The sequence below is a fragment of the Paenarthrobacter sp. NPDC056912 genome (genome assembly GCF_042786555.1).
Taxonomy (GTDB): domain Bacteria; phylum Actinomycetota; class Actinomycetes; order Actinomycetales; family Micrococcaceae; genus Arthrobacter.
In genome coordinates this window covers 129,596-151,007 of the sequence record NZ_JBHUCD010000005.1, presented here as the reverse complement: position 1 = coordinate 151,007, position 21,412 = coordinate 129,596, and the positions used below count along the sequence as shown (strand labels likewise).

The window sequence follows — 21,412 nt, the reverse complement described above, 5'->3', positions numbered from 1 at the left end:
TCCGGAGAACGTGATGTTTGGGTCGACATGCCTGGACCCACTGTGGACAACTGACCAAGGACAAAGCGGGCCTGTCAGGCGAAGTAGACGCCGATGCGGTTGCTGTCGATTTCCTCGGTGCGGATGTCGATGTCATAGACGTCGTGCAGCATTCCGGTGCGCATGATGTCCCGGGGTGTGGCCTTGATGAATGAGCCTGCCGCCCTTCATCACGGCCAGGATGGTGTCCGAGTAGCAGGACGCGAAATTGATGTCGTGGACCACCAGGACGATGGTCTTCCCGAGCTCGTCGGCCAAACGCCGCAGCAGCCGCACCCTCTCTCAGGTCCCGACACAACCAGCCGAAATGCGCGACGCCGGCACCCAAGCCAGGTGCCGACGTCGCGGTTTGTTCGATTCAGTTATCGCCCGAAGTGAGAGAGGGTCGCCCAAAAAACCGACGGGAGGTGAGAGAGGATCGCCCAAAAACCGACGGGAGGTGAGAGAGGGTCTACGACTCGGCTTGCCGGTCCTCCACGAGCTTCTGCAGCGCCGGGAACAGCGGGTGCGTCGGCGTCAGTTCCGTGATGCGTTCGACGGCGGCAGCCGCGCCGAGCTCGGACAGCATGTTCGCCAGCTCCACGGCTTCGTCGTCGGCACCGTCGTCGAAACGAAGGGCTGCGGACATAGCCTCAAGCAACGCCACCGGGGTGACGCCACGCTCGGCGAGCTCAGCGGCAGGACCGACGAAGCGCTCGTGCCGGCCGAGCTTCCGCAGGGGCGCACGGCCCACGCGGTTCACAGTGTCCGGAAGGTACGGGTTGCTGAAGCGGGACAGGATCTTCTGCACGTACGCCTCCTGCTCCGCCTCCACAAACCCGTGCTTGGCCACGAGCAGTTCCTTGGTCTCCTGCAGTACGGCCCGGACCTTCGCGGCCACGGCGGGATCGGCCATTGCGTCGGAGATCTTCTCGAGACCCGCCGCGTAGCCGAAGTACGCGGCCGAAGCGTGCCCGGTGTTCACCGTGAACAGTTTGCGCTCGATGTACGGCCCGAGTTCGTCCACGAAGGTAGCTCCGGGGATGGTGGGCACATTCTCACCGAATGGCGTGCGGTCAATGACCCACTCGTAGAACGTCTCCACCGTGACGTCCAGTCCTTGGCCCGGCGCCTGGTTGGGGACAATCCGGTCCACGGCCGTGTTGGAGAAAACAGCCACGGCGTCGAGGTCGCCCGCCGAGTCGTCCCAGGCCGCCCGGACCTCTGCGTGCAGGAGGTCCGTGGCGTTGATGGCGTTCTCGCACGCCATCACCTGCAGGGGCGGCAACGACGGCGTCCGGGCAGCAAGCCCCCGGGCAATCACTGGTGCCACGAACTTCAGGATGTGCGGCCCCACAGCAGTAGTGACCACATCCGCCGTCGCGATTTCCTCCACGATGGCGGCCTCCTGCGTCCCTGAGTTCAGGGCGCGGAACCCGGTGACGGTTTTCACCGCGGGGTTCTCGCCGACCTCATGGACCTCGTAGGAAGAAGCGCCGGCGAGCTGGCTGATCAGCGCATCCGCAACGTCCGCGAACACCACCTCATAGCCGGCCTCGTGCAGCAGCAGCCCCACGAAGCCGCGCCCGATGTTCCCTGCCCCAAAATGGACTGCCTTCACTATGCATTGACCTTTCCAAACAGCTCCAGGACTTCCTCAACCGTGCCGGCCTCCTCCAACTGGGCCACCTGGGCCTTGTTGGTGAAGATCTTGGCGATGGAGGAAAGGATGTGGAGGTGTTCGTTGTTGATGCCGGCCACGCCGACCACGAACTTCACTTGCTTGCCGCCCCAGTCGATGCCCTCGGGGTAGCGGATGATGGACACTGCCGAGTGCAGAATGTGTTCCTTGGCATCGTTGGTGCCGTGCGGGATCGCCAGGAAGCTGCCCATGTAGGTGGACACGGATTCCTCGCGTTCGTGCATGGCGTGGACGTAGCTGACATCCACGGCGCCACGGTCCAGCAGCAGCTTTCCCGCTTCGTCGATCGCGCTGTCGCGATCCGTTGCCGTGCCGTTCAGGACCACGCTTTCGCGGAGCAGGACACCCTTGCCTTCGACGGCGGCACCCGGCTCAGCGGCATGGGCACCGTGGGCGGCGGCCGCTCCGGCTGTGGCAGCGGCGGCGGGCTGGACAGCGGCGGCGGGTTCCGTCGTCGTGCCTTCAGTGTTGCTGCTGCGCACCAACTCGACGATTTCGTCGTACCGCGGACTGTTCATGAAGTTGTCCACCGAGAAGTGCATGGCACTCGACGTCCGGGGCTGCGCACGCTCGGTGAGGTCCTCATGGGTGACCACGACGTCGTAGATGTCGTTGAGGTTGGCGATGGCCGAGTTGGTGACCTTGATGTCCGGGAAACCGGCGGCCTTGATCTTGTTGCGCAGTACCGAGGCGCCCATGGCACTGGAGCCCATGCCGGCGTCGCAAGCGAACACGATGTTCTGCACCGGGCGGGTGAGGACGGTTCCCTCGCCGCGTTCTCCTACCAATGCGGAGGAGACGGAGCTCTTCTTGCCCTTCATGGCTTCCATCCGGGACGTTGCTGCCGAGAGATCATCTTCGCCTGTGTTCTTGGAAGCGCGCAGGATGACCGAGGCAATAAGGAAGGAAACGGTGGTGGCCAGGATGACGGAGAGGATCACGCCGACGTAACTGTCACGCGCCGTCTGTGCCAGCACGGCGATGATGGAACCCGGGGCGGCCGGAGCAACCAGGCCGGAGTTGGTGACTACCAACGTAGCGACGCCCGTCATGCCACCACCGATGGCAGCAAGGATCAGGATGGGCTTCATCAGGACGTACGGGAAGTAGATCTCGTGGATGCCGCCAAGGAAGTGGATGATTGCCGCGCCGGGAGCCGAAGCCCTGGCTGCACCGCGGCCGAAGAACATGTAAGCCAGCAGGATACCCATACCGGGGCCGGGGTTGGCCTCCAGCAGGAACAGCATGGACTTGCCCTGCTCCAGCGATTGCTGGATGCCCAGGGGCGTCAGCACTCCGTGGTTGATGGCGTTATTGAGGAAGAGAACCTTGGCAGGTTCGATGAAAATGCTGGTCAGCGGCAGCAGTCCGTTGTCAACGAGGAACTGGACCGCCGAGCCTGCTCCCGCGGTGAATGCCTTGACCACCGGGGTGAGGGCGTAGAAGCCCAGCAGGGTCAATATCCCGCCCCAAATCCCCGCGGAGAAGTTATTGACCAGCATCTCGAAGCCCGGCCGGATCCTGCCGTCCCAGATGGAGTCGATCTTCTTCATGGTCCAGCCGCCCAGCGGGCCCATGATCATGGCACCAATGAACATCGGGATGCCGGTGCCCACGATCACGCCCATGGTTGCGATGGCGCCAACCACACCACCACGGACGTCATAGACCATCCTGCCGCCGGTGTAGGCAATCAGGAGGGGAAGCAGGTAGTTGACCATTGGGCCCACTAGGCCCACGTTGGGAACTCCTTCGGCGTTGGTGCCGAAGCCGCCAATAGCCGGTACGGGAATCCAGCCCTTTTCGATGAACAGGGCGGTGATGAGGCCCCAGGCGATGAAAGCGCCGATGTTGGGCATGATCATGCCGGACAGGAAGGTTCCGAACTTTTGGACGCCAACGCGCACGCTGGTGCGGGGCTTCGCAACTGTCTCTGTTGCCATGTGAATTCCTAACGTGTGTCCCGCGGCGGCGCGGGGTCAGTCGATATAGATCGAGAGAGAACAGCCTTAGGAGCTGCTGGAAATGCGGTGAAGCCACTCAAGGAAGAGCTTCAGTTCAGAGCTGGAAAGTTGGTCTGAATGCGAGGCCTGCAGTGCCGCATTCAGGGCGATTGCCGCAACAACTACGGAGGACTTACCGGAGTCATCCGCTGCGGCGCCACGGGCGGTTTCCGTGGAGACGGCAAAAATCATGGAATCCCGGGTCATCGTTGAGAGCTCGAGGTTCCGTTCTTCCACCGGTTCTGCGATCAGCATGAGCGTGACGCCCACATTGGCCGCCAGGATGCTTCGTGCCGCTTCGCGGGGCGGCACGTTGATCTGACCGGCGATGGCGGCTTTGTTCAGCATTTCTTCCAGAAGTGCTTCAGCGTCAGCCACGATTGCCGGGCGGCTTTCGGGCCTGATATTGCCGAACATCACCAGATAAAGATGGGGTTGGGTCAGCCCGAACTGGACGTGGTTATCCCACATCCGCCGGACATCTTCCAAGGGCTCCCCGGACGGTGCAAAATCCCGCTCCCCCGCCACGTACTCTTCAAAGCCGGCTGACACGACGGCGTCGAACAGTCCTTCTTTGTCTCCAAAGTGGTGGTAGAGCGTAGGCGCCGTGACCCCGGCAAGCTTGGTGATCTGGCGCGTTGAGACCGCTGACCCCTCCGAATTCGCCAGCAACTCGGCAGCTGCGCGGAGCAACCGAATTTTGGGCGGAAGCTGGTCATCGAAACTCATAACCGCTACCCTAACACCTATAGCGTTGCTATATGAAGTGGCTCACAGCAGAATTTTGTAGGCTACAGTTCACAGGCTCAAGGTGCCGACGCCGGCGGGTCTGAACCAACAAGCAGGAAACAGAGGATTCAGTGCAGAATTTCCAAGGAGTAGGGGTCAGCCCTGGCCGCATCATTGGTTCCGTCCGCCAGATGCCCAAGCCGGTGAGTGAACCGCCGTCGGGCGAGCGGTTGGCCGCGGATACCACCCCGGAAGACGCCGTCGCCGGTTTGAAAGCGTCAGCGCAGGCCGTCCACGACGAACTCAAGGCACGCGCGGACACCGCCTCCGGCGACGGCAAAGCTGTCCTGGAGGCCACCGCACTCATGGCCAAGGACACCATGCTCCTGAAATCGGCGGCCAAGCTCATCAACGCCGGATCCTCAGCGGAGCGGGCCATTTGGGAAGCCGGCGCCTCTGTCTCCGAAATGCTGCACAACCTTGGCGGCTACATGGCCGAACGCGCCACCGACGTCCTGGACGTGCGCGCCCGGATCGTGGCCGAACTCAGGGGCGTCCCCGCCCCGGGCATCCCCTCCTCCTCGACGCCTTTCATCCTGGTGGCCGAGGACCTGGCCCCGGCGGACACCGCAACGCTGGATCCCGCCGTCGTGCTCGCGCTGGTCACCTCCGGCGGCGGACCGCAGTCGCACACTGCCATCATCGCCCGTTCGCTTGGCTTGCCCGCAGTTGTTGCTGCGCACGGCGTTGACGCCGTGGCCGATGGTTCCGAAGTCTATGTCGACGGCGCGGCCGGTTTCGTGGCCGTTTCGCCCACCGATGAGCAGCGCGGCTTCGCCACCGCATGGGCGGAAACTTCCGCGACACTTGCCGCCTTCGACGGAAACGGCACGACGGCGGACGGCCACCTTGTCCCGCTCCTCGCCAACGTCGGCGGAGCCAAGGATGCCGTGGCCGCGGCAGGCCTCGGAGCCCAGGGTGTTGGCCTGTTCCGCACGGAATTCTGCTTCCTGGAACGGGACACCGAACCCTCCGTGGACGAACAGGCCGCCGCGTACAAGGCCGTGTTTGATGCCTTCCCCGGCAAGAAGGTAGTCCTCCGCACCTTGGACGCAGGCGCCGACAAGCCCCTCCCTTTCCTCACGGACGCCACCGAGCCAAACCCGGCACTGGGTGTCCGCGGCTACCGCACGGACTTCACCACTCCCGGCGTCTTGGAACGCCAGCTCGAGGCCATTGCCCGGGCAGACTCCGAATCCGAGGCCGACGTCTGGGTCATGGCACCCATGATCTCCACGGCCGCGGAAGCCGGCCGCTTCGCCTCGCTCTGCGCTGCGGCTGGAATCCAGACGCCGGGCGTGATGGTGGAAGTGCCTTCGGCTGCCCTGACCGCGGCTACCGTGCTGCGCGAAGTCGGCTTCGCCTCGCTGGGCACCAACGACCTCACCCAGTACGCCATGGCAGCCGACCGCCAGCTCGGCCCCCTCGCCGAGCTCAACACCCCCTGGCAGCCCGCCGTGCTCCGGCTGGTACAGCTCACCGTGGAAGGCTCGGCGCAGGAAGGGGCCGGCCGTGAAGGCAACAACAAGCCCGTGGGCGTCTGTGGCGAGGCAGCCGCAGACCCTGCCCTCGCCGTCGTCCTTACCGGCCTGGGTGTCACAACACTGTCCATGACCGCACGCTCTTTGGCCGCCGTCGGGACTGTCCTGAAGACCGTAACGCTGGAGCAAGCACAGGAACTGGCTCGGCTTGCCCTCTCGGCACCCAGCGCCACTGAAGCCCGCGACTGGGTCCGCGCCAAGCTCCCCGTGCTCCAAGAGCTCGGCCTCTAGCCCTTCTTTCCGTCCAACTGCCAGGAGAAACCATGCCCGAACGCACAGCCACCATTGCCAGCCGCTCCGGCCTGCATGCCCGTCCCGCCGCGCTTTTCGCGGAGGCAGCGGGAGAGCAGCCCGTTGAAGTCACCATTTCCATGCAGGGCGAACCTGCCGATGACGCGCTCGACGCCGCCAGCATCCTTTCGCTCATGACGCTCGGCGCCGCGAAGGGCGACGTCGTTGTGCTGCGGGCCGAGGGCGACGGCGCGGATGCTGCGCTGGACGCACTGGTGAAGCTGCTGGAGACGGACCTGGACGCGGATTAGCATTTTCACTTTGCCCGGCTGAGGGTAGGTTCTGGCTATGAGTGAGCGTGCCATCCCGATCCTGCCCTGCCGGAACGTGGACGATATAGCGCCCTTCTACGAGGCCCTGGGCTTCCAGGTAACCTTCCGGCAGGAGCGTCCCAACCCGTATCTGTGCTTGGTCCGGGGAGGGATCGACCTCCACTTCTTTGGCTTGGCGGCCTTCGAACCGGAGAACTCCATGGGCAGTGCGATCCTGCTGGTTCCGGATACCGGCGTGCTGTTCGAGGAGTTCGCGGCCGGGTTGCGTTCCTTTTACGGAAAGCTGCCCATCTCCGGTATTCCGCGCATCACCCGGCCCCGCCGCAAGCAAGGAACCACCGCCGGGTTCACCGTGGTGGATCCAGGTGGCAACTGGTTGAGAATCACTGCGTTGGGCGACACGGAGGACGAGGCCCCCGGGACGAACACCAGCCGGCTGGGACGCGTGCTGCTCAACGCGGCGCGGCAAGGGGACGCGCGCGGCGATGACGCGCAGGCCGTTTCGGTGATCGAGGCAGGCCTTCAACGTCACCCGGACGCCCCTGACGCCGAGAAGCTGCCCCTCTTGGTGTACCTCGCCGAGCTTCATGTTCGCACCGGCAACCACGGGCAAGCAGCATCCGCCCTCAATGACATAAATGCCCTGGATCTGGACCCCGAACAGCGCCGGGCCTTGGCGGAAGAACTCGCCAGCGCTGCGGAGATTCGCGGGTCCTTGGAGTCCTAGCCCTGCTTCCGCGGCCCTTGCGGCAAGCGTCGGGACTGGATGGCGGAGTGCGTTTTGCGCAGTGCATCGATGGATTCGTCATAGGACCGCTGCGCCACGCCCACGAACAGGCAGTCAATGACCATCATCTGCGCGATCCTGCTCCCCAACGCGCCGGGGCGGAACGGGGTTTCGCGTGCTGCCGTGCTGAGCAGGATGTCCGCGTCCCGCCCCAACGGCGAATCCGCGTGATTGGTGATCACTATGGCGCGGGCCCCGGTGGCCTTGGCGATCCGCAGGAACTCGACTGTATCCATGGTGGTGCCGGAGTGCGAGATGGCCACCACCACGCACTCCGAATCAAGCAGGGAAGCGGACGTCCAGGCGGCGTGGGCTTCGGACCAGTTGAAGGCCACTTTGCCGATCCTGTGGAGCTTCTGCTGCAGGTCCTGGCCCACCAGGGCCCCAGCGCCGACGCCGAAAACCTCTGTCCGGCGCGCTCCGGAAATAGCCGAGACTGCTTCTTCCAGCTTGTCGACGTCCAGGAGCTGGGCGGTGTCCGCGATGGACATGCTCTCGTTGAACGCGATCTTGGACACCACGTCCTGCAAGGAGTCCGACTTGTCGATGTCCTCGTAGACATCCGCGGGTACGTTGTTGACCACACTTTCGCGCGTTGCTTCACGGGCCAAGTCCAGGCGGAATTCGGAGTACCCGGCGTAGCCCACCTTCTTGTAGAACCGCACCACCGAGGTGGTGGATGTCCCGCCCTGTTCAGCAAGGTCTCCGATGGACATCGTGGCAACCTTTGACGGTTCCGCGAGGACCACCTCGCCGATTGCCCGCTCGGAGGGACGCAACGCCGGAAGTATGGCCCTGATCCGGACAAGGACCGTCCGGGACGATTCCTCGTTCATGAGCCCTTCCACACGACCTCCTCTTGCCGCCCGCCCGCTGCGAACCGTCTTGGAACACCGTACCCGCTGGCGACCTCTCCACCTCTTGTATAAATCTTACCCAATTAGCGAATGTTGTGTAAATCATTGACATACGTGTGATTGGCGTCCTACCGTCGTAGTCAGAAACCACACGACAGTTAGGACAACGATGGGCACGGAACTGGGCCGCAAGGGGAACTCGGCGTGGCTGGAGATCAGCACCGAGGCGCGCAACGAACGGACCGTGGACCTGGACCAGCGCACCACCTTGGACATCCTCACCGCGCTCAACGATGAAGACAGGGTGGCGCCCGAAGCAGTCCGCAGGATCCTGCCGACCATGGCCGGGCTGGTGGATGCAGCGGCCGAATCCGTGCGGAACGGCGGCCGCGTCCACTACTTCGGAGCCGGAACGTCCGGCCGTTTGGGTGTCCTTGATGCGGCAGAACTGAAGCCCACGTTCAATCTCCCGGACAACGTGGTCATCGCCCATCACGCCGGCGGAGCCGATGCGCTGGTCCGCGCCGTGGAGAACGTGGAAGATTCCCGGGAAGCGGGCGCCGAGGCGGCGTCGGACGTCCGGAGCGGGGACATCGTGGTGGGCATCGCTGCGTCCGGACGAACCCCCTACGTAGCGGGCGCGTTGACCGCCGCCCGCGAGCGCGGCGCCGTCACGGCACTAGTAGCGTGTGCTTCGGAGCCCCAACTGGGCCCTCTTGCCGATTTTGTGCTGTCTGCCGACACCGGCCCGGAAGCCCTTGCCGGCTCCACGCGGCTCAAGGCGGGAACTGCGCAGAAACTGATGCTCAATGGGTTCTCCACGGCGCTCATGATCAAGCTCGGCCGGACCTGGTCCAACTTGATGGTGTCCATGGTGGCAAGCAATGAAAAGCTCCGTTCCCGGACGGTGCGGATCCTCATGGAAGCCACCGGCGACTCCGAGGAGCGGTGCCGCGAAGCCCTTGAGTCCGCAAACGGTGAGTTGAAGGTGGCACTGACGGCCATGCTCTCCGGTGCCACGTCTGCGCAGGCCCGCGAGGCGTTGGATGGCGCGTCCGGCAGCGTCCGCGGCGCCACCGATGCCTTGGGTCAACGAGCGCGTTGAGTGCCATGTCAAAGACCACAGCACACCCGGCTTTCAGCGATTTCAGCGGCTACTCAACACGTGAGCTGGACCGGCTGGCGTTGGCCCATGACGCTTCGCATTACCTGTTGGAGCCGCAGGCCATCGCAGCGCCGCTGGATCCGGCCGAAGTCGGGCGGATCATGGCAGCGGCATCGGCTTCCGGGATGCCCCTGGTGTTCCGCTCGGGCGGGACGTCGTTGAGCGGGCAGGGAATCACCGACGGCCTATTGGTGGACGTTCGCAAGCATTTCCGTTCCGTGGACGTGCTCGACGACGGTGCCCGGGTCCGCGTCGGACCGGGAGCCACGGTGCGCAGCGTCAATGCGAGGCTGGCCGCCCATGGCCGCAAGCTGGGTCCTGATCCGGCGAGCGAGAGTGCCTGCACCATCGGCGGTGTGGTGGCGAACAATTCCTCCGGCATGTCCTGCGGCACGGAATTCAATACTTACCGGACCCTGGAATCCTTGGTGTTCATCCTGCCGTCAGGCACGGTCATCGACACCGCGGATCTTACGGCCGACCAGCATTTGCGTGCCAAGGAACCGGAACTGCATGAGGGTCTCCTGCGTCTCCGCCGCCGTGTTCTGGACAACCCTGAATCAGTACGCACCATTGAGCATCAGTTCTCCATGAAGAACACCATGGGCTACGGCCTCAACGCCTTCCTGGACTACGAGGAGCCGGTGAAGATCCTGGAGCACCTCATGATCGGTTCGGAGGGGACCTTGGGATTCATCGCCCAGGCCACGTTCCGGACCATCCCGTCGCTGCGTCACGCCGCTACGGGCCTGATGATGTTCCCTTCGCTTAACGCTGCGGCCTCGGCTTTGCCGGATTTGGTGGCCTCGGGCCTGTCCACGGTGGAATTGCTGGACGCCGCATCCCTGCGGGTGGCCCAGCACCAGGCGGGCACGCCTGCGTCCTTGGCCGCACTGAATGTGGATGGCCACGCGGCGCTGCTGGTGGAGCACCAAGCTGCCACCACGGCGGAGCTGGACCATAAGCGCTCCCAAAGCCAGGCCCTTTTCGATTCCCTGGAGCTGGCAACGCCCTTTACTTTGTCCAGTAATCCCGGCGAACGCGCTGCCCTCTGGCACATCCGCAAGGGCCTGTACACAGCGGTGGCGGGCAGCCGCCCGGCGGGAACCAATGCCCTCCTGGAGGACATCGCAGTCCCCGTGCCCGCCTTGGCTGGTACCTGTGAGGAGCTGTTGGCGCTCTTCGATGTCCACGGCTACCCGGACAGTGTGATCTTTGGCCATGCCAAGGACGGGAACATCCACTTCATGCTTACGGAGCGTTTCGACGATCCGGCGCAGCTGTCCCGCTACGAGGCGTTTACGGAGGACATGGTGGGCCTGGTCCTTCGCCGGCAGGGCACACTGAAGGCCGAGCATGGGACGGGCCGGATCATGGCGCCGTTCGTGGAGCGTCAGTACGGCAGGGAGTTGTACGAGGTCATGGCGTCGGTCAAGCGGCTCGCGGACCCGGCGGGCCTGTTGAATCCGGGCGTGGTCCTGTCCGATGAGCACCGGTCCTACCTGGATCATCTGAAAACGGCGCCGGCGGTGGAGGAGGAGGTGGATCGCTGCGTCGAATGCGGCTACTGCGAACCCGTGTGTCCCAGCAAGGATCTGACCATGACACCGCGGCAGCGCATTGTGATCCGCCGGGAGATCGCTGCGGCGGAAGCACGCGGTGACCACGGACTCGCTGAACGGCTCGGCAAGGACTACGAGTACGCGGGCGTCCAGACCTGCGCCGCTGACGGCATGTGCCAGAGTGCGTGCCCGGTGCTCATCAACACCGGAGACCTGGTGCGGCGACTTCGAGCGGAGAGCAGCAGCAAGCTGGCCGGAAAGGGCTGGGCAGTTGCCGCAAAGCATTGGGGCGCTGCCACAGTGGCCGGCTCACTGGGCCTCAGCGCTGCGAAGATCCTTCCCGAGTCGGTGGTCAAGGCAGCCACCCGCGCCGGACGACTCGTGTTGGGTCCGGAGAACATCCCCCTCTACAGCGGTGTCCTGCCCGGCGGCGGCCATAAGCGCTCCAGCCTTCCGGAGCCCGACGATCAAGGCAGGGTCGCAGCGGACGCTGTCTACTTTCCCGCGTGCATCGGGGCCATGTTCGGTCCGGCCGGCTCCGGAACGTCCGGGTCCGGAACGCCCGGCTCCGGATTGTCCGACGACGGCGGCCGCGGCACCGGGGCAGGCGTCACCAAAGCCTTCATGAACCTCGCAGGACGGGCCGGCGTCGTACTGGCCATCCCGGAAGGGATCAATGACTTCTGCTGCGGAACACCGTGGAAATCCAAGGGATTCACCGAGGGCTACGATTCGATGCGGGATACCGTCCTTCCCGCACTGTGGGAGGCCAGCCACCAGGGACGCCTGCCGATCGTTTGCGATGCCTCGTCCTGCACGGAGGGACTTGAGACCTTGCGTGACACGGCTGCCTCAGACGAAACACCGGCCGAGTACTCACAACTGCGTTTCGTCGACGCTGTGGAGTTCACCCGCGAACATCTCATTCCCCGACTCGGAGTACCGCGGCGGCTGGAGTCCCTTGCGCTGCACCCGACGTGCTCGTCCAACCGGCTGGGGATCAACGAGTCCGTGGCAAGCGTTGCCGCTTCCGTGGCGGATGACGTCTTCGTCCCCCCAAGCTGGGGTTGCTGCGCCTACGCGGGAGACCGCGGATTGTTGCACCCCGAACTCACCGCATCCGCAACGGCCGTCCAGGCGGCTGAAGTAAACCAGCGCGTCCACACCGCCTACGCGTCAACCAACCGGACCTGTGAGCTGGGAATGACCCAAGCCACCGGCCACCAGTACCGGCACATCCTGGAACTCCTGGACGAGGCAACGCGGCCCCGGGAATCCATCCACAACCTGATTGAAACCTCCAACCATCCCCATACATCCCCAGAGGACCCTCATGAGTAATTCCACGCTCGTCCAGCAACCACCCGCCAAGCAGGCCCGGCGCGCCCTGGTGGCCGGTTCGGTGGGCAACTTCATCGAATGGTACGAATTCGGCATCTATGGCTCGTTCGCCACCATCATTTCCGCGAACTTCTTCACTACGGCCGGCGCTTCGGACTTTGAGGCGCTCATCAAGACCTACGCGTCCTTCGCCATTGCGTTCTTCTTCCGTCCTGTGGGCGCGTGGATCTTCGGCCGGATCGGCGACAGGATCGGCCGCCGCCCCACGCTGATCATCGTGCTGTTGCTCATGACCGGAGCCACCACCCTCATCGGCATCCTCCCCAACTACGCCACCTTGGGCATCATGGCACCCATCCTCCTGACCTTGGTCCGCATCCTCCAAGGACTCTCGGCCGGTGGTGAGTTCGGCGGGGCAGTGTCCCTCATGACCGAGTTCGCTCCCACAGGCAAGCGCGGCGTCTATGGAGCATGGCAGTCGTTCACTGTGGCGCTTGGCCTGCTGGTCGGAGCCGGTGTGGCCGCGATCCTGTCCTCCGCCATGAGTCCCCAGGCCCTCTCGGAGTGGGGTTGGCGGCTACCCTTCCTGCTGGCCCTCCCCCTGGGCCTCGTGGCGCTGTACCTGCGCCTGAAACTTGAAGAGACCCCCAACTTCCAGCGTGCCGCAGCGGCCGGACGCAACCCGGGCTCCGACGTCGTGGTTGTCCACCCCAGCAAGGCTGAAACCGCAAAGGCAATCCTTCTGGGCATCGGCCGCCTCATGGGCTGGTCGGCAGCAGGCTATACCTTCTTGGTGGTCCTTCCGTCCTACTTGCAGACCAGCCTCAATGCGACTTTCCAGGCCGCGTTGATCGCCACGGTCCTTGCCAACGCAGGCTTCGCGGCCTCCATCATTCCCAGCGGCATGCTCAGTGACCGCTGGGGACGGCGGCCTGTGATGCTCGCCGGCGCCATCCTGATCACGGTTCTCGCACTGCCGCTGCTCAAAGTCCTGCAGGACCCTGCCAGTTCGCCGTGGATCATGGGAGCGGGCGTCTTCCTCGCCGGGGCGATCGTGGGCATGCTGGCCGGCCCCGGACCGGCAATGTTGTCCGAGATGTTCCCCACCACGGTTCGCTATACCGGCCTGGGACTGGCGTATTCGTTGTCCAACGCAGTGTTCTCCGGGTCCGCCGGGCTCATCATCACCGCGCTCATCGTTTCCACCGGCAACAAGGACATCCCGGCCTACTACGTCATGGCCACGTGTGTCATCAGCGCCTTCGCCCTGGCCACCCTGCGCGGCTCCGCCCACAAGAAGGCGCTGCGCGACTAAGCGTCGCCCGGCCGCCACCAAGAACGAGATAGAGGGAGCAGTGCCATGCGTATCATCGGCATGATGTCCGGAACGTCCTACGATGCGATCGACGCCGTAGCTGTCGATGTCAGCAGGGACGGCGATGCCTTGGCGCTGACGCTCCTGGGAGCTGTCAGTGAGTCCTACCCGGACGAGTTGCGGGCGGACGTTGCCGCTCAACTTCCACCCGCAACCAGTTCCATGGAACAGGTCTGCAAGCTCGATACCCGTATTGGCCAGGCCTTCGCCCGGCTCGCTGCCAGGGCCAATGACGAGCTCTGCGAGGGACGGGCGGACCTGATCGCTTCCCATGGCCAAACAATGTTCCACTGGGTGGACTCGGGCCAGGTCAAAGGGACTCTCCAACTGGGCGAACCTGCCTGGATCGCCGAAGCCACGGGTTGCACGGTGGTGTCCAACTTCCGGACACGGGATGTAGCGGCGGGAGGCCAGGGCGCACCGCTGGTGAGCCTCTTCGACACCCTGTGGCTGCGCGGGCTCCCTGGCATGCCCGTGGCGTTGAACCTGGGCGGCATCGCCAACATCACGGTGGCTTCCGGGGCATCGGTTGCCTTCGACACCGGCCCCGCCAATGCGCTGATCGATGCTGCGGTCACGTCCATGACCGGCGGCCGCCAGCACTACGACCACGACGGCGAACTCGGCGCCCGCGGCAACGTCAGTACCGCTTTGCTCACCGGGCTGCTCGCAGAGCCGTACTACGGGCTGCCTGCCCCGAAATCCACCGGCAAGGAACTGTTCCACCTGCCCTACGTGGAGAAAGCCATGGAAGCCACCGGCACCCTGGGCCTGCCCATCGAAGACGTCGTGGCAACACTGGTGGCCCTCACGGCCCGCACCGTGGCGGATGCTGTGCGGGCAGTGGGAGGAACGTCGGTTGTCGCTTCCGGGGGCGGGACACAGAATCCCACGCTGATGCGGGCCTTGGGCGATGAACTGGGAATGCCGGGAGCCGCAGGCGCGGAACTGCTGACGTCCGACCAGCTGGGCCTGCCGTCCTCCGCCAAAGAGGCCGCAGCGTTTGCGGTCCTTGGCTACCTGACGGTCCACAACTTCCCCGGCACGGTGGCCAGTTGCACCGGAGCACGCCATGCCGGCATCCTCGGCTCGATCACACCCGGATCCCAAGGATTCCACTCACCGGCCTCCACTGTTCCAGCTCCCGCCAGCCTCCGGATCCAGTAGCCGCGCACGCTAGGCTTCTGCCATGGCATTGATAGCTCCCCGCGCCACGGCCGGGCTCCCCGCCGACGCCGCCCGGAACCTCGCGCAGTCGCTCCAGGACAGCAACGACATCACTGTGTTCGTCGACGGCACTGTCCACCGCCTGCCCGACCAGGCGAGGGACGCCGTCGTCGACCTCCTCGCGAGGCTGAGCCGCGGCGAAACGGTGACGGTGAGCAGCGTCGAGGAAATGCTCACAACATCTCAGGCTGCGGAGCTGGCGGGGATTTCGCACACTTATCTGCGCAACATGACCGACCGCGGGGAAATACCTGTGGAATATCGGGGAACCCATCGTCGAATCCGCCAGGCGGCCATCATGGCGTGGCTGGAAACCCAGAAACGCCAGCAGGGCGAAGCGGATGCCGGCGATGACGCCCCCGCCGGCTAAGAGTGTCGGAGTGATAAGGATCAAGCAACGATCCCATCCAACAGACCGGCACCCGTAAAGCCCGGGGTTACGCTTGATCGGTGGGCAATTTCAAAGGGTGGCATATCGTGGCCGGGTTGGCTGCCATGGCCCTTGCCGCACCCTTGGGTTCTGCCATGGGGTTGAACTTCGTAGCCACCTTCATGTTCGCGTGCGTGGTATTCGTCGCCGTCGCCATGTGGACTGAATCCAAAATTGCACGACGCCGGGACGCAGCTGAAGCGGCCGCAGCACCTGATGGTTCCAGCCCCGCCAGCGACCCCGCCGAATCCGACGACGCCACACGGGAGTAGATCCGGCTGTGAAAACCGGCCAAGGACACGACGAGTAACTCCGTCGCCAGCCCGCTAATTCGTTGCTGGCCAGCGACGCAGCTGCGGGTGCACAACGAGCTTGGCTACGGCAGCCTGAGGATCTCCCCGAGGTCGTAATCCGCCGGCTCCTCCAACTGCGAGTACGTGCAGCTCTCCGGCTCCCGGTCCGGCCGCCACCTGCGGAACTGCGTGGTGTGCCGGAACCGCTCACCTTCCATGTAGTCGTAGGCCACCTCGATCACGAGTTCGGGCCGCAGGGGCACGAACGAGAAGTCCTTGCCCGCGCTCCACCTGCTCTGGGCGCCGGGCATTCGGGATCCACCCGCGGCGGCTTCGTCCTGTTTGGCCCACTCACCCCAGGGATGCTTGCTGAATTCGGTTTGATACGGCTCAAGTTCGGCCACAAGGCTCTCCCTGCGGGCCATCGGGAACGAGGCCACCACGCCCACATGGTGCAGCCGCCCCGTGTCATCGTGCAGGCCCAGCAGCATCGACCCCACCACCTTCGCGGTCTTGTGCCAACGAAATCCGGCCACGACGCAGTCCGCCGTGCGTTCGTGCTTGGTCTTGAACATCACCCGCTTGTTGGGGAGGTAGAGTCCGTCCAGCGGTTTGGAGAGCACTCCGTCCAAGCCGGCACCTTCGAGCTGGACAAACCACTCCCTTGCACGCTCCAGGTCCGTTACCGCGGGAGTCACGTACACGGGAGGCTCGGCCTTGGCGAGTGCGCTCTCCAGAATTGCGCGGCGCTCCGAGAAGGGCTTGTCCATGAGGTTCTCATCGCCCAGGGCAAGGATGTCGAACGCGATCATGGAAGTAGGGGTCTTCTCTGCGAGCATCCGGACCCGGCTGTCGGCGGGATGGATTCGTTGCTGAAGGAGCTCAAACTCCAGCCTGTTGTCAGCAATCAGGACGATCTCGCCGTCGATCACGCATTTGTCCGGAAGGTTCTTCTTCAGCGCCTCCACGAGTTCGGGAAAGTAGCGCGTCATGGGCTTTTCGTTGCGGCTGCCCAGGATGATCTCGTCGCCGTCCTTGAAGACGATGGTCCTGAAGCCGTCCCACTTGGGTTCATAGTGCCCAACCTCGGGGATGGACGGCACGGACTTGGCAAGCATGGGCGAAATGGGCGGCATCACGGGGAGGTCCATACGACTATGTTCTACCTGTCAGTCCGCGCCGAAGCTAGTCTTGGGCGATGGACATCTTGGCCGTGTTGGCGGCAGTGCTTGGCGTACCGGCTCTCCTGGCTGGCCTCTGGTACTGGATCTCGCGCCAGAACAGCCGGGGAGTCAGACGGGCCGCAGCGGGCGGAATGCTCGGAATCGCGGATGAGATCTTCCGCCCGGAGACCCATCAGGCGCACCAGATCCAGAAGATCCAGCACGAACTCCCGGCTCCAGCGCCGGCCCCGAAGCCTAAGCGATAGGGTTTCCCCGCCCAGGCAGGCCTACCGCCCGTTATATTAATGTGACTTTACTTTCCGGCTCATGTACCGTCGTAGGGCGACCCGAATATCCGCTGGGCCGCTTCCGGATTGACGCCGAGCTCTGCCGCAATCCGGGATCCGCCAGACCCGCGGCAGAGACGGGGGACCCAGAGTTCCCGGGCTTGTTTTCAAGTCCTTGGGGTGAAGCCGCTTAGGCGGCCGGACGGCCTCGTCCGAACCCGACAGCTAACCTCGAAGGCGTTGAGAGGCAACCACCATGTCCCCAACCATGGATCAGCCGCGCCGCGCCAACACCGAACGCGAGCGCACCAAGCCAACCGGACGCCGTCGGGCCCAACCCAGCGGATCGTTCAGCACAGAGTCGGCGCTGGAAACGGCGCCGGGCACCGAAACAGCAAGTACGACGCCGGGACCCCCCACCGCGGCCATTCCCATCATCGCGACCCCCATCACGCGTGCGGCCGCCCGCGCGGCAGAGCGCGAACGTGCGGCGCGGGCAGTGATCACCCCTCAGGAAACTGCCACGGCAGCAATACCCGCCGTGCAGGCCAGCACTCCGGAACCGAGCACGCCGGAGCCTGCCACCACGGCGATTCCTACGGTGAAGCCCGCAGAGGCGGAACCCGCAACAGCGGCGATTCCCGTCGTTGAGGCACCAACTCAAGCTGTGGCCCCGTCCCCGGCACGCGCCAAGTCCCCGGCGCAGGTTGCCGCGGCGGCCACCGCTTCGGCTGCCCTCGCAAGCCGCCAATCAACGCCCGGCAAGGCGCCCACCGCAGCCCGCAACACCACCAAGTCCGGCTTCGGCTCCGCGTCTCCCTTCAGCCGGGAACCGCACGCGGTGCTCCGCAAGGCAGCCTCGGTGCGGACCATGAGCCAGCGCATGGCCGTGGTTGCCGGCGCCGTGGGCCTTGTCCTGACTGCCGGAACTGTGGGGCAAGCCCTTGAGCTCCCGTTCTTCGGCCAGGAAACCCCCGTCCAGGAAGCCGGCGACAACAAGGGGAACGACGGCGACGCCCGCCAGTCCGCTTCGGCTGCGCCCGCACCCAGGGCGTCCTACTCCTCCACATCGTCGCCGTCGGCATCCGCCACGGCGTCATCGGAAGCCGGACAACCCGCTACCGTTCCGGAGGCACCCGCTGGAGTGACGCCGTCGTCGGTTCCGACTCCGCAGGTTTCGCTTGCCGATCCCGTGTGGGTTCCGTCAGCAGCACCGTCCGCCGTTACACCCGTGCCGGGGGTGACCACACCGGTCCCCAGCCAGCCTGTGCCGGTTCCCGGCGACGTTCCGTCGGACACCATCACCACCCCGCCGGCTCCCACGCCGACCACTACCCCGACACCAACGCCGACACCCACCGTCACTCCCACGCCCACGCCTACGACGACCCCCACGCAACCGTCCAAGCCGCAGTCATCCGCTGATCCGAAGGCGAGCACCACCCCGCAGCCCAGCCAATCAGTTGATCTGGATGCCATCCTGGATGCTGCCAAGAAGGCCCTGAAGTGAGCACTCGGCTGCCCCGGACCATCACGCACGCAGGGTGGCATGGCCGGTACTGCAGCAGCAGCCGGACCGCCACGTTCCGGCGTCGAATGGGCCGTTGGAGCTGCCAGCGTTTGCGGCGCTCCTAGGCACGGCCACACGAATGAGGCAGGCACCCCGGGTGCCTGCCTCATTTTTCGTGGTCAGGAGGGCTCAGATTCTTGGCCGGCCAGCCCAGCGCCGAGCTTTGAGGGCCGCGTGCAGCTCGAGCCGGATACCGCCGCCCAACGGATCGGCACCGATGAGTTGGCGGATCCGGCCCAGCCTGTTGTAGATGCTGCTCCTGTGGAGGTGAAGCTTGGCGGCGACGTCCTGGACAGAGCCGTCGTTGTCGTAGAGCAGCTCCAGCACGGGCAGGAGTTCTCCGTTGTGGTCGTGGTCTTCCAAGGCACGGAAGTGCACCGATCCGGTGTCATCCCAGCCACCGGGGGCCTGCAAACGGTCGAAAAGCTGGTACACGCCCACGGCCCGGGCATCCACTAGCTCACCCAAGGGCGGATCGACGGCGGCGGCCTGCGCGGCGACCTTTGACTGCCGGTACGCGCCGGCGAGCTGACGGATGACTTGGAACGGCTCGCTGATCCCCAGGATGACGCGGTCCACGGTCCTTCCGGCACGCTTGGCGAGTTCCAGTTGGTAGTGAACCAGAACCTGCGCATGATCGGCGCGACCGCCGGATTCACGGAACAGGACCACCGCGTGGGTCTCCGTCCCTGCACTGAACAGCGCGGCGTTCACCCCGATGGTGGACTGCAAGGCCGCCGAGCGGTGCGTGAGCGTGGAGGCGATGGGGTCGACGTCGGACCCGCCTCCGCCCGCGTCCAGGATGGTCACCAGTTGCCACGGACCGCGGCCTTGGATCTCCTTCCACCCTGCCACTGCCGCCACGGCATTGGATTCGCCGCCGCAGGCTGACAGGAACTCCTGCTCCCGCCGCCGCCGGAACTCGGACTCGGCGGTGTTGGAGTCCAGGAGCAACCCCGCCAACAGGTCCAGTTCGTCACGTACGCCGGGCAATTCGGCGAGTATCGCCGTCGCACTCTGTTCTTCAACGTCCAGCTGCACCCACAAGTAGCCCACGCGGAAACCGCGGACCAGCAGCGGGACGCAGACGCGGCCCAGCATGCCGAGTTCGCTGTTGGCCGGAACCACCACCGGACGGACCGCGGTGGAGATCCCGTGCGAGAGCTGCCAGGCGCTGACATCGCTGGGAACCCGTTTGCTGAGGAGGAAGTTCACGCGGACGCGGTCTGCGTGGGACTGGTTTGAACTGTAGGCGAGGAGCACGCCGTCGAGGTCTTCCAGGGACAGCCCGCGGCCAAGCTTCAGGGCCACGCGTTCAACGATCTGTTCCACGTCTTGCTGCATCCTTCAAAGCGTACCAACAGCAGGCGACACCTGACGCTTCAGTGCTCGACAAATGTCGAGCCTGGCGGCGGAGAACCCTTGATTTTCCGCGGATTCCCTTGGCCTGCACCGGACGGACCATGTCGCCTGCCTCACAGCCGGATTTATTCTGGAATCACAGCCCGCAACTCATTTCGGCCGAAGAGGCCGCTAACGATGGAGCCACAAATGATCATCGGCGTCCCCAAAGAAATCAAGAACAACGAATTCCGCGTAGCCATCACGGCCGCCGGTGTCCACGAGTTCCGCACCCACGGACACAGTGTTCTGGTTGAGCGCGGCGCAGGCCTCGGCTCGGGCATCACCGACGAGGAATACTCGATCGCCGGCGCCGAAATCGTCAACGAAGCTGACGACGTCTGGGCCCGCGCGGACATGGTCATGAAGGTCAAGGAACCCATCAAGGCCGAGTACCACCGCTTCCGCAAGGGCCTGGTGCTCTTCACCTACCTGCACCTCGCCGCCGAGCCCGAGCTCACCGCCGAGCTCATCAACTCCGGCGTCACGGCCATCGCCTACGAAACCGTGCAGGAAGGCCGCACCCTTCCGCTGCTCGCCCCGATGTCCGAGGTCGCGGGCCGCCTGTCCGTCGTCGTCGGCGCTTCCTCGCTGATGGCCCCGGCCGGCGGCAAGGGCGTCCTCCTGGGCGGCGTACCGGGCGTGCGCCCGGCCAAGGTTGTAGTCCTCGGCGCGGGCGTTGCGGGAACCAACGCCGCTGCCATGGCGCTGGGCCTCGGTGCCGATGTCACCATCATGGACATCAACATCAACCGGCTGCGCGAACTCGATGCCCTCTACCAGGGCCGCCTGAAGACCGTTGCCTCCAACGCCTACGAGATCGAGAAGTCAGTCATCGACGCAGATCTCGTGATCGGCTCCGTCCTGATCCCGGGTGCCAAGGCTCCCAAGCTGGTCACCAACGAACTCGTCTCCCGCATGAAGCCGGGCTCGGTTCTGGTGGATATCGCTGTTGACCAGGGCGGCTGCTTCGAAGACACGCACCCCACCACCCACCAGGAACCGACGTACAAGGTCCACAACTCGATCTTCTACTGCGTTGCCAACATGCCTGGCGCCGTTCCGAACACCTCCACGTACGCACTGACCAACGTCACCCTGCGCTACGCCGTGGCACTGGCCAACCTGGGCGTCAAGGCCGCTTTCGATCGCGACCCCGCCCTCGCCGCCGGCCTCAACATCGCCGCGGGCCACGTGGCACACCACTCGGTTTCCGAGGCGCACAACCTGCCCCTGGTCACCGACTGGCACAGCTTGGTCACCGCGTAACCTTCCAAGCGCTTACCGGCGTGCCGAGGTGACAGTTAATGCCAATGTTCGACGCGAACATTGGCATTA

18 protein-coding genes and 1 riboswitch are annotated in these 21,412 nt (G+C 64.9%); of the genes, 12 read left to right on the top strand and 6 right to left on the bottom strand.

Annotated features, from left to right (window positions below; translation table 11 throughout):
• Positions 1-490: 490 nt before the first annotated feature.
• The 3 genes from ACFRJ9_RS07530 to ACFRJ9_RS07520 all read right to left on the bottom strand — a co-directional run bounded on the left by ACFRJ9_RS07530 (position 491) and on the right by ACFRJ9_RS07520 (position 4,452).
• A complete protein-coding gene (locus ACFRJ9_RS07530) occupies positions 491-1,639 on the bottom strand; it encodes a mannitol-1-phosphate 5-dehydrogenase (protein ID WP_377666040.1) in 1,149 nt (382 codons plus the stop codon).
• Positions 1,639-3,663 (bottom strand): PTS mannitol transporter subunit IICBA, encoded by a 2,025-nt coding sequence (locus tag ACFRJ9_RS07525; RefSeq protein WP_377666038.1) that lies wholly within the window; start codon positions 3,661-3,663, stop codon positions 1,639-1,641. The genes ACFRJ9_RS07530 and ACFRJ9_RS07525 overlap by 1 nt, the downstream gene beginning before the upstream one ends.
• Before the next feature lie 66 nt (positions 3,664-3,729).
• On the bottom strand, positions 3,730-4,452 hold the full coding sequence (locus ACFRJ9_RS07520) for a TetR/AcrR family transcriptional regulator (RefSeq protein WP_018780189.1): 723 nt from the start codon (positions 4,450-4,452) through the stop codon (positions 3,730-3,732).
• Between the two features lie 131 nt (positions 4,453-4,583).
• On the opposite strand from ACFRJ9_RS07520, the gene ptsP reads away from it, so the two are divergent.
• The 3 genes from ptsP to ACFRJ9_RS07505 are packed head-to-tail and all read left to right on the top strand — an operon-like array spanning position 4,584 to position 7,343.
• Positions 4,584-6,284, top strand: a complete 1,701-nt coding sequence (gene ptsP, locus ACFRJ9_RS07515) for a phosphoenolpyruvate--protein phosphotransferase (protein ID WP_377666035.1) — start codon at positions 4,584-4,586, stop codon at positions 6,282-6,284.
• 32 nt (positions 6,285-6,316) lie between these two features.
• The gene (locus ACFRJ9_RS07510) at positions 6,317-6,595 is read left to right on the top strand and encodes an HPr family phosphocarrier protein (RefSeq protein ID WP_377666033.1); all 279 of its coding nucleotides are present in this window, start codon (positions 6,317-6,319) and stop codon (positions 6,593-6,595) included.
• Positions 6,596-6,632: 37 nt separating this feature from the next.
• On the top strand, positions 6,633-7,343 hold the full coding sequence (locus tag ACFRJ9_RS07505) for a hypothetical protein (RefSeq protein ID WP_377666031.1): 711 nt from the start codon (positions 6,633-6,635) through the stop codon (positions 7,341-7,343).
• On the opposite strand, the gene ACFRJ9_RS07500 is transcribed toward ACFRJ9_RS07505, so the two are convergent.
• Complete coding sequence (locus ACFRJ9_RS07500) at positions 7,340-8,239, bottom strand: MurR/RpiR family transcriptional regulator (protein ID WP_377666029.1); 900 nt, start codon at positions 8,237-8,239, stop codon at positions 7,340-7,342. The genes ACFRJ9_RS07505 and ACFRJ9_RS07500 overlap by 4 nt on opposite strands.
• A 190-nt stretch (positions 8,240-8,429) precedes the next feature.
• On the opposite strand from ACFRJ9_RS07500, the gene murQ reads away from it, so the two are divergent.
• The 6 genes from murQ to ACFRJ9_RS07470 all read left to right on the top strand — a co-directional run bounded on the left by murQ (position 8,430) and on the right by ACFRJ9_RS07470 (position 15,632).
• Positions 8,430-9,365: an N-acetylmuramic acid 6-phosphate etherase gene (gene murQ / locus ACFRJ9_RS07495; RefSeq protein ID WP_377666027.1), complete on the top strand. Its 936-nt coding sequence runs from the start codon at positions 8,430-8,432 to the stop codon at positions 9,363-9,365.
• Positions 9,366-9,370: 5 nt separating this feature from the next.
• The gene (locus tag ACFRJ9_RS07490; RefSeq protein ID WP_377666025.1) at positions 9,371-12,328 is read left to right on the top strand and encodes an FAD-binding and (Fe-S)-binding domain-containing protein; all 2,958 of its coding nucleotides are present in this window, start codon (positions 9,371-9,373) and stop codon (positions 12,326-12,328) included.
• Entirely contained in the window at positions 12,321-13,643 is a 1,323-nt protein-coding gene (locus ACFRJ9_RS07485) for an MFS transporter (RefSeq protein WP_377666023.1), read from the top strand. Before ACFRJ9_RS07490 ends, ACFRJ9_RS07485 begins: the two co-directional genes overlap by 8 nt.
• Before the next feature lie 45 nt (positions 13,644-13,688).
• Entirely contained in the window at positions 13,689-14,870 is a 1,182-nt protein-coding gene (locus ACFRJ9_RS07480; RefSeq protein ID WP_377666021.1) for an anhydro-N-acetylmuramic acid kinase, read from the top strand.
• Between the two features lie 22 nt (positions 14,871-14,892).
• Entirely contained in the window at positions 14,893-15,300 is a 408-nt protein-coding gene (locus tag ACFRJ9_RS07475; protein ID WP_377666019.1) for a helix-turn-helix domain-containing protein, read from the top strand.
• A gap of 80 nt (positions 15,301-15,380) precedes the next feature.
• Entirely contained in the window at positions 15,381-15,632 is a 252-nt protein-coding gene (locus ACFRJ9_RS07470; RefSeq protein ID WP_377666017.1) for a hypothetical protein, read from the top strand.
• A gap of 104 nt (positions 15,633-15,736) precedes the next feature.
• Here the strand turns inward: ACFRJ9_RS07470 and ACFRJ9_RS07465 are convergent, their stop codons facing one another.
• Positions 15,737-16,804, bottom strand: coding sequence for an ATP-dependent DNA ligase (locus tag ACFRJ9_RS07465; RefSeq protein ID WP_377666015.1), 1,068 nt, complete (start codon positions 16,802-16,804; stop codon positions 15,737-15,739).
• Positions 16,805-16,851: 47 nt separating this feature from the next.
• On the opposite strand from ACFRJ9_RS07465, the gene ACFRJ9_RS07460 reads away from it, so the two are divergent.
• Positions 16,852-17,082 (top strand): hypothetical protein, encoded by a 231-nt coding sequence (locus ACFRJ9_RS07460; RefSeq protein ID WP_377666013.1) that lies wholly within the window; start codon positions 16,852-16,854, stop codon positions 17,080-17,082.
• Between the two features lie 129 nt (positions 17,083-17,211).
• A riboswitch (cyclic di-AMP (ydaO/yuaA leader) is annotated at positions 17,212-17,357 on the top strand.
• Between the two features lie 2 nt (positions 17,358-17,359).
• Positions 17,360-18,613: a hypothetical protein gene (locus tag ACFRJ9_RS07455; RefSeq protein ID WP_377666011.1), complete on the top strand. Its 1,254-nt coding sequence runs from the start codon at positions 17,360-17,362 to the stop codon at positions 18,611-18,613.
• A 189-nt stretch (positions 18,614-18,802) separates the two neighbouring features.
• On the opposite strand, the gene ACFRJ9_RS07450 is transcribed toward ACFRJ9_RS07455, so the two are convergent.
• On the bottom strand, positions 18,803-20,017 hold the full coding sequence (locus tag ACFRJ9_RS07450; RefSeq protein ID WP_377666009.1) for a PucR family transcriptional regulator: 1,215 nt from the start codon (positions 20,015-20,017) through the stop codon (positions 18,803-18,805).
• Positions 20,018-20,224: 207 nt separating this feature from the next.
• Here ACFRJ9_RS07450 and ald point away from each other — a divergent pair, with 207 nt between their 5' ends.
• The gene (ald, locus tag ACFRJ9_RS07445; RefSeq protein WP_377666007.1) at positions 20,225-21,343 is read left to right on the top strand and encodes an alanine dehydrogenase; all 1,119 of its coding nucleotides are present in this window, start codon (positions 20,225-20,227) and stop codon (positions 21,341-21,343) included.
• Positions 21,344-21,412: the final 69 nt, after the last annotated feature.

Excerpts from the sequence above, each read along its gene's own strand:
- ACFRJ9_RS07485 (WP_377666023.1), top strand. The coding sequence starts at position 12,321 with ATGAGTAATTCCACGCTCGTCCAGCAACCACCCGCCAAGCAGGCCCGG.
- ACFRJ9_RS07500 (WP_377666029.1), bottom strand. The coding sequence starts at position 8,239 with ATGAACGAGGAATCGTCCCGGACGGTCCTTGTCCGGATCAGGGCCATA.
- ACFRJ9_RS07490 (WP_377666025.1), top strand. The coding sequence starts at position 9,371 with ATGTCAAAGACCACAGCACACCCGGCTTTCAGCGATTTCAGCGGCTAC.
- ACFRJ9_RS07525 (WP_377666038.1), bottom strand. The coding sequence starts at position 3,663 with ATGGCAACAGAGACAGTTGCGAAGCCCCGCACCAGCGTGCGCGTTGGC.
- ACFRJ9_RS07505 (WP_377666031.1), top strand. The coding sequence starts at position 6,633 with ATGAGTGAGCGTGCCATCCCGATCCTGCCCTGCCGGAACGTGGACGAT.
- ACFRJ9_RS07510 (WP_377666033.1), top strand. The coding sequence starts at position 6,317 with ATGCCCGAACGCACAGCCACCATTGCCAGCCGCTCCGGCCTGCATGCC.
- ACFRJ9_RS07460 (WP_377666013.1), top strand. The coding sequence starts at position 16,852 with ATGGACATCTTGGCCGTGTTGGCGGCAGTGCTTGGCGTACCGGCTCTC.
- ACFRJ9_RS07450 (WP_377666009.1), bottom strand. The coding sequence starts at position 20,017 with ATGCAGCAAGACGTGGAACAGATCGTTGAACGCGTGGCCCTGAAGCTT.
- ACFRJ9_RS07475 (WP_377666019.1), top strand. The coding sequence starts at position 14,893 with ATGGCATTGATAGCTCCCCGCGCCACGGCCGGGCTCCCCGCCGACGCC.
- ACFRJ9_RS07465 (WP_377666015.1), bottom strand. The coding sequence starts at position 16,804 with ATGGACCTCCCCGTGATGCCGCCCATTTCGCCCATGCTTGCCAAGTCC.
- ald (WP_377666007.1), top strand. The coding sequence starts at position 20,225 with ATGATCATCGGCGTCCCCAAAGAAATCAAGAACAACGAATTCCGCGTA.
- murQ (WP_377666027.1), top strand. The coding sequence starts at position 8,430 with ATGGGCACGGAACTGGGCCGCAAGGGGAACTCGGCGTGGCTGGAGATC.
- ACFRJ9_RS07520 (WP_018780189.1), bottom strand. The coding sequence starts at position 4,452 with ATGAGTTTCGATGACCAGCTTCCGCCCAAAATTCGGTTGCTCCGCGCA.
- ACFRJ9_RS07480 (WP_377666021.1), top strand. The coding sequence starts at position 13,689 with ATGCGTATCATCGGCATGATGTCCGGAACGTCCTACGATGCGATCGAC.
- ACFRJ9_RS07455 (WP_377666011.1), top strand. The coding sequence starts at position 17,360 with ATGTCCCCAACCATGGATCAGCCGCGCCGCGCCAACACCGAACGCGAG.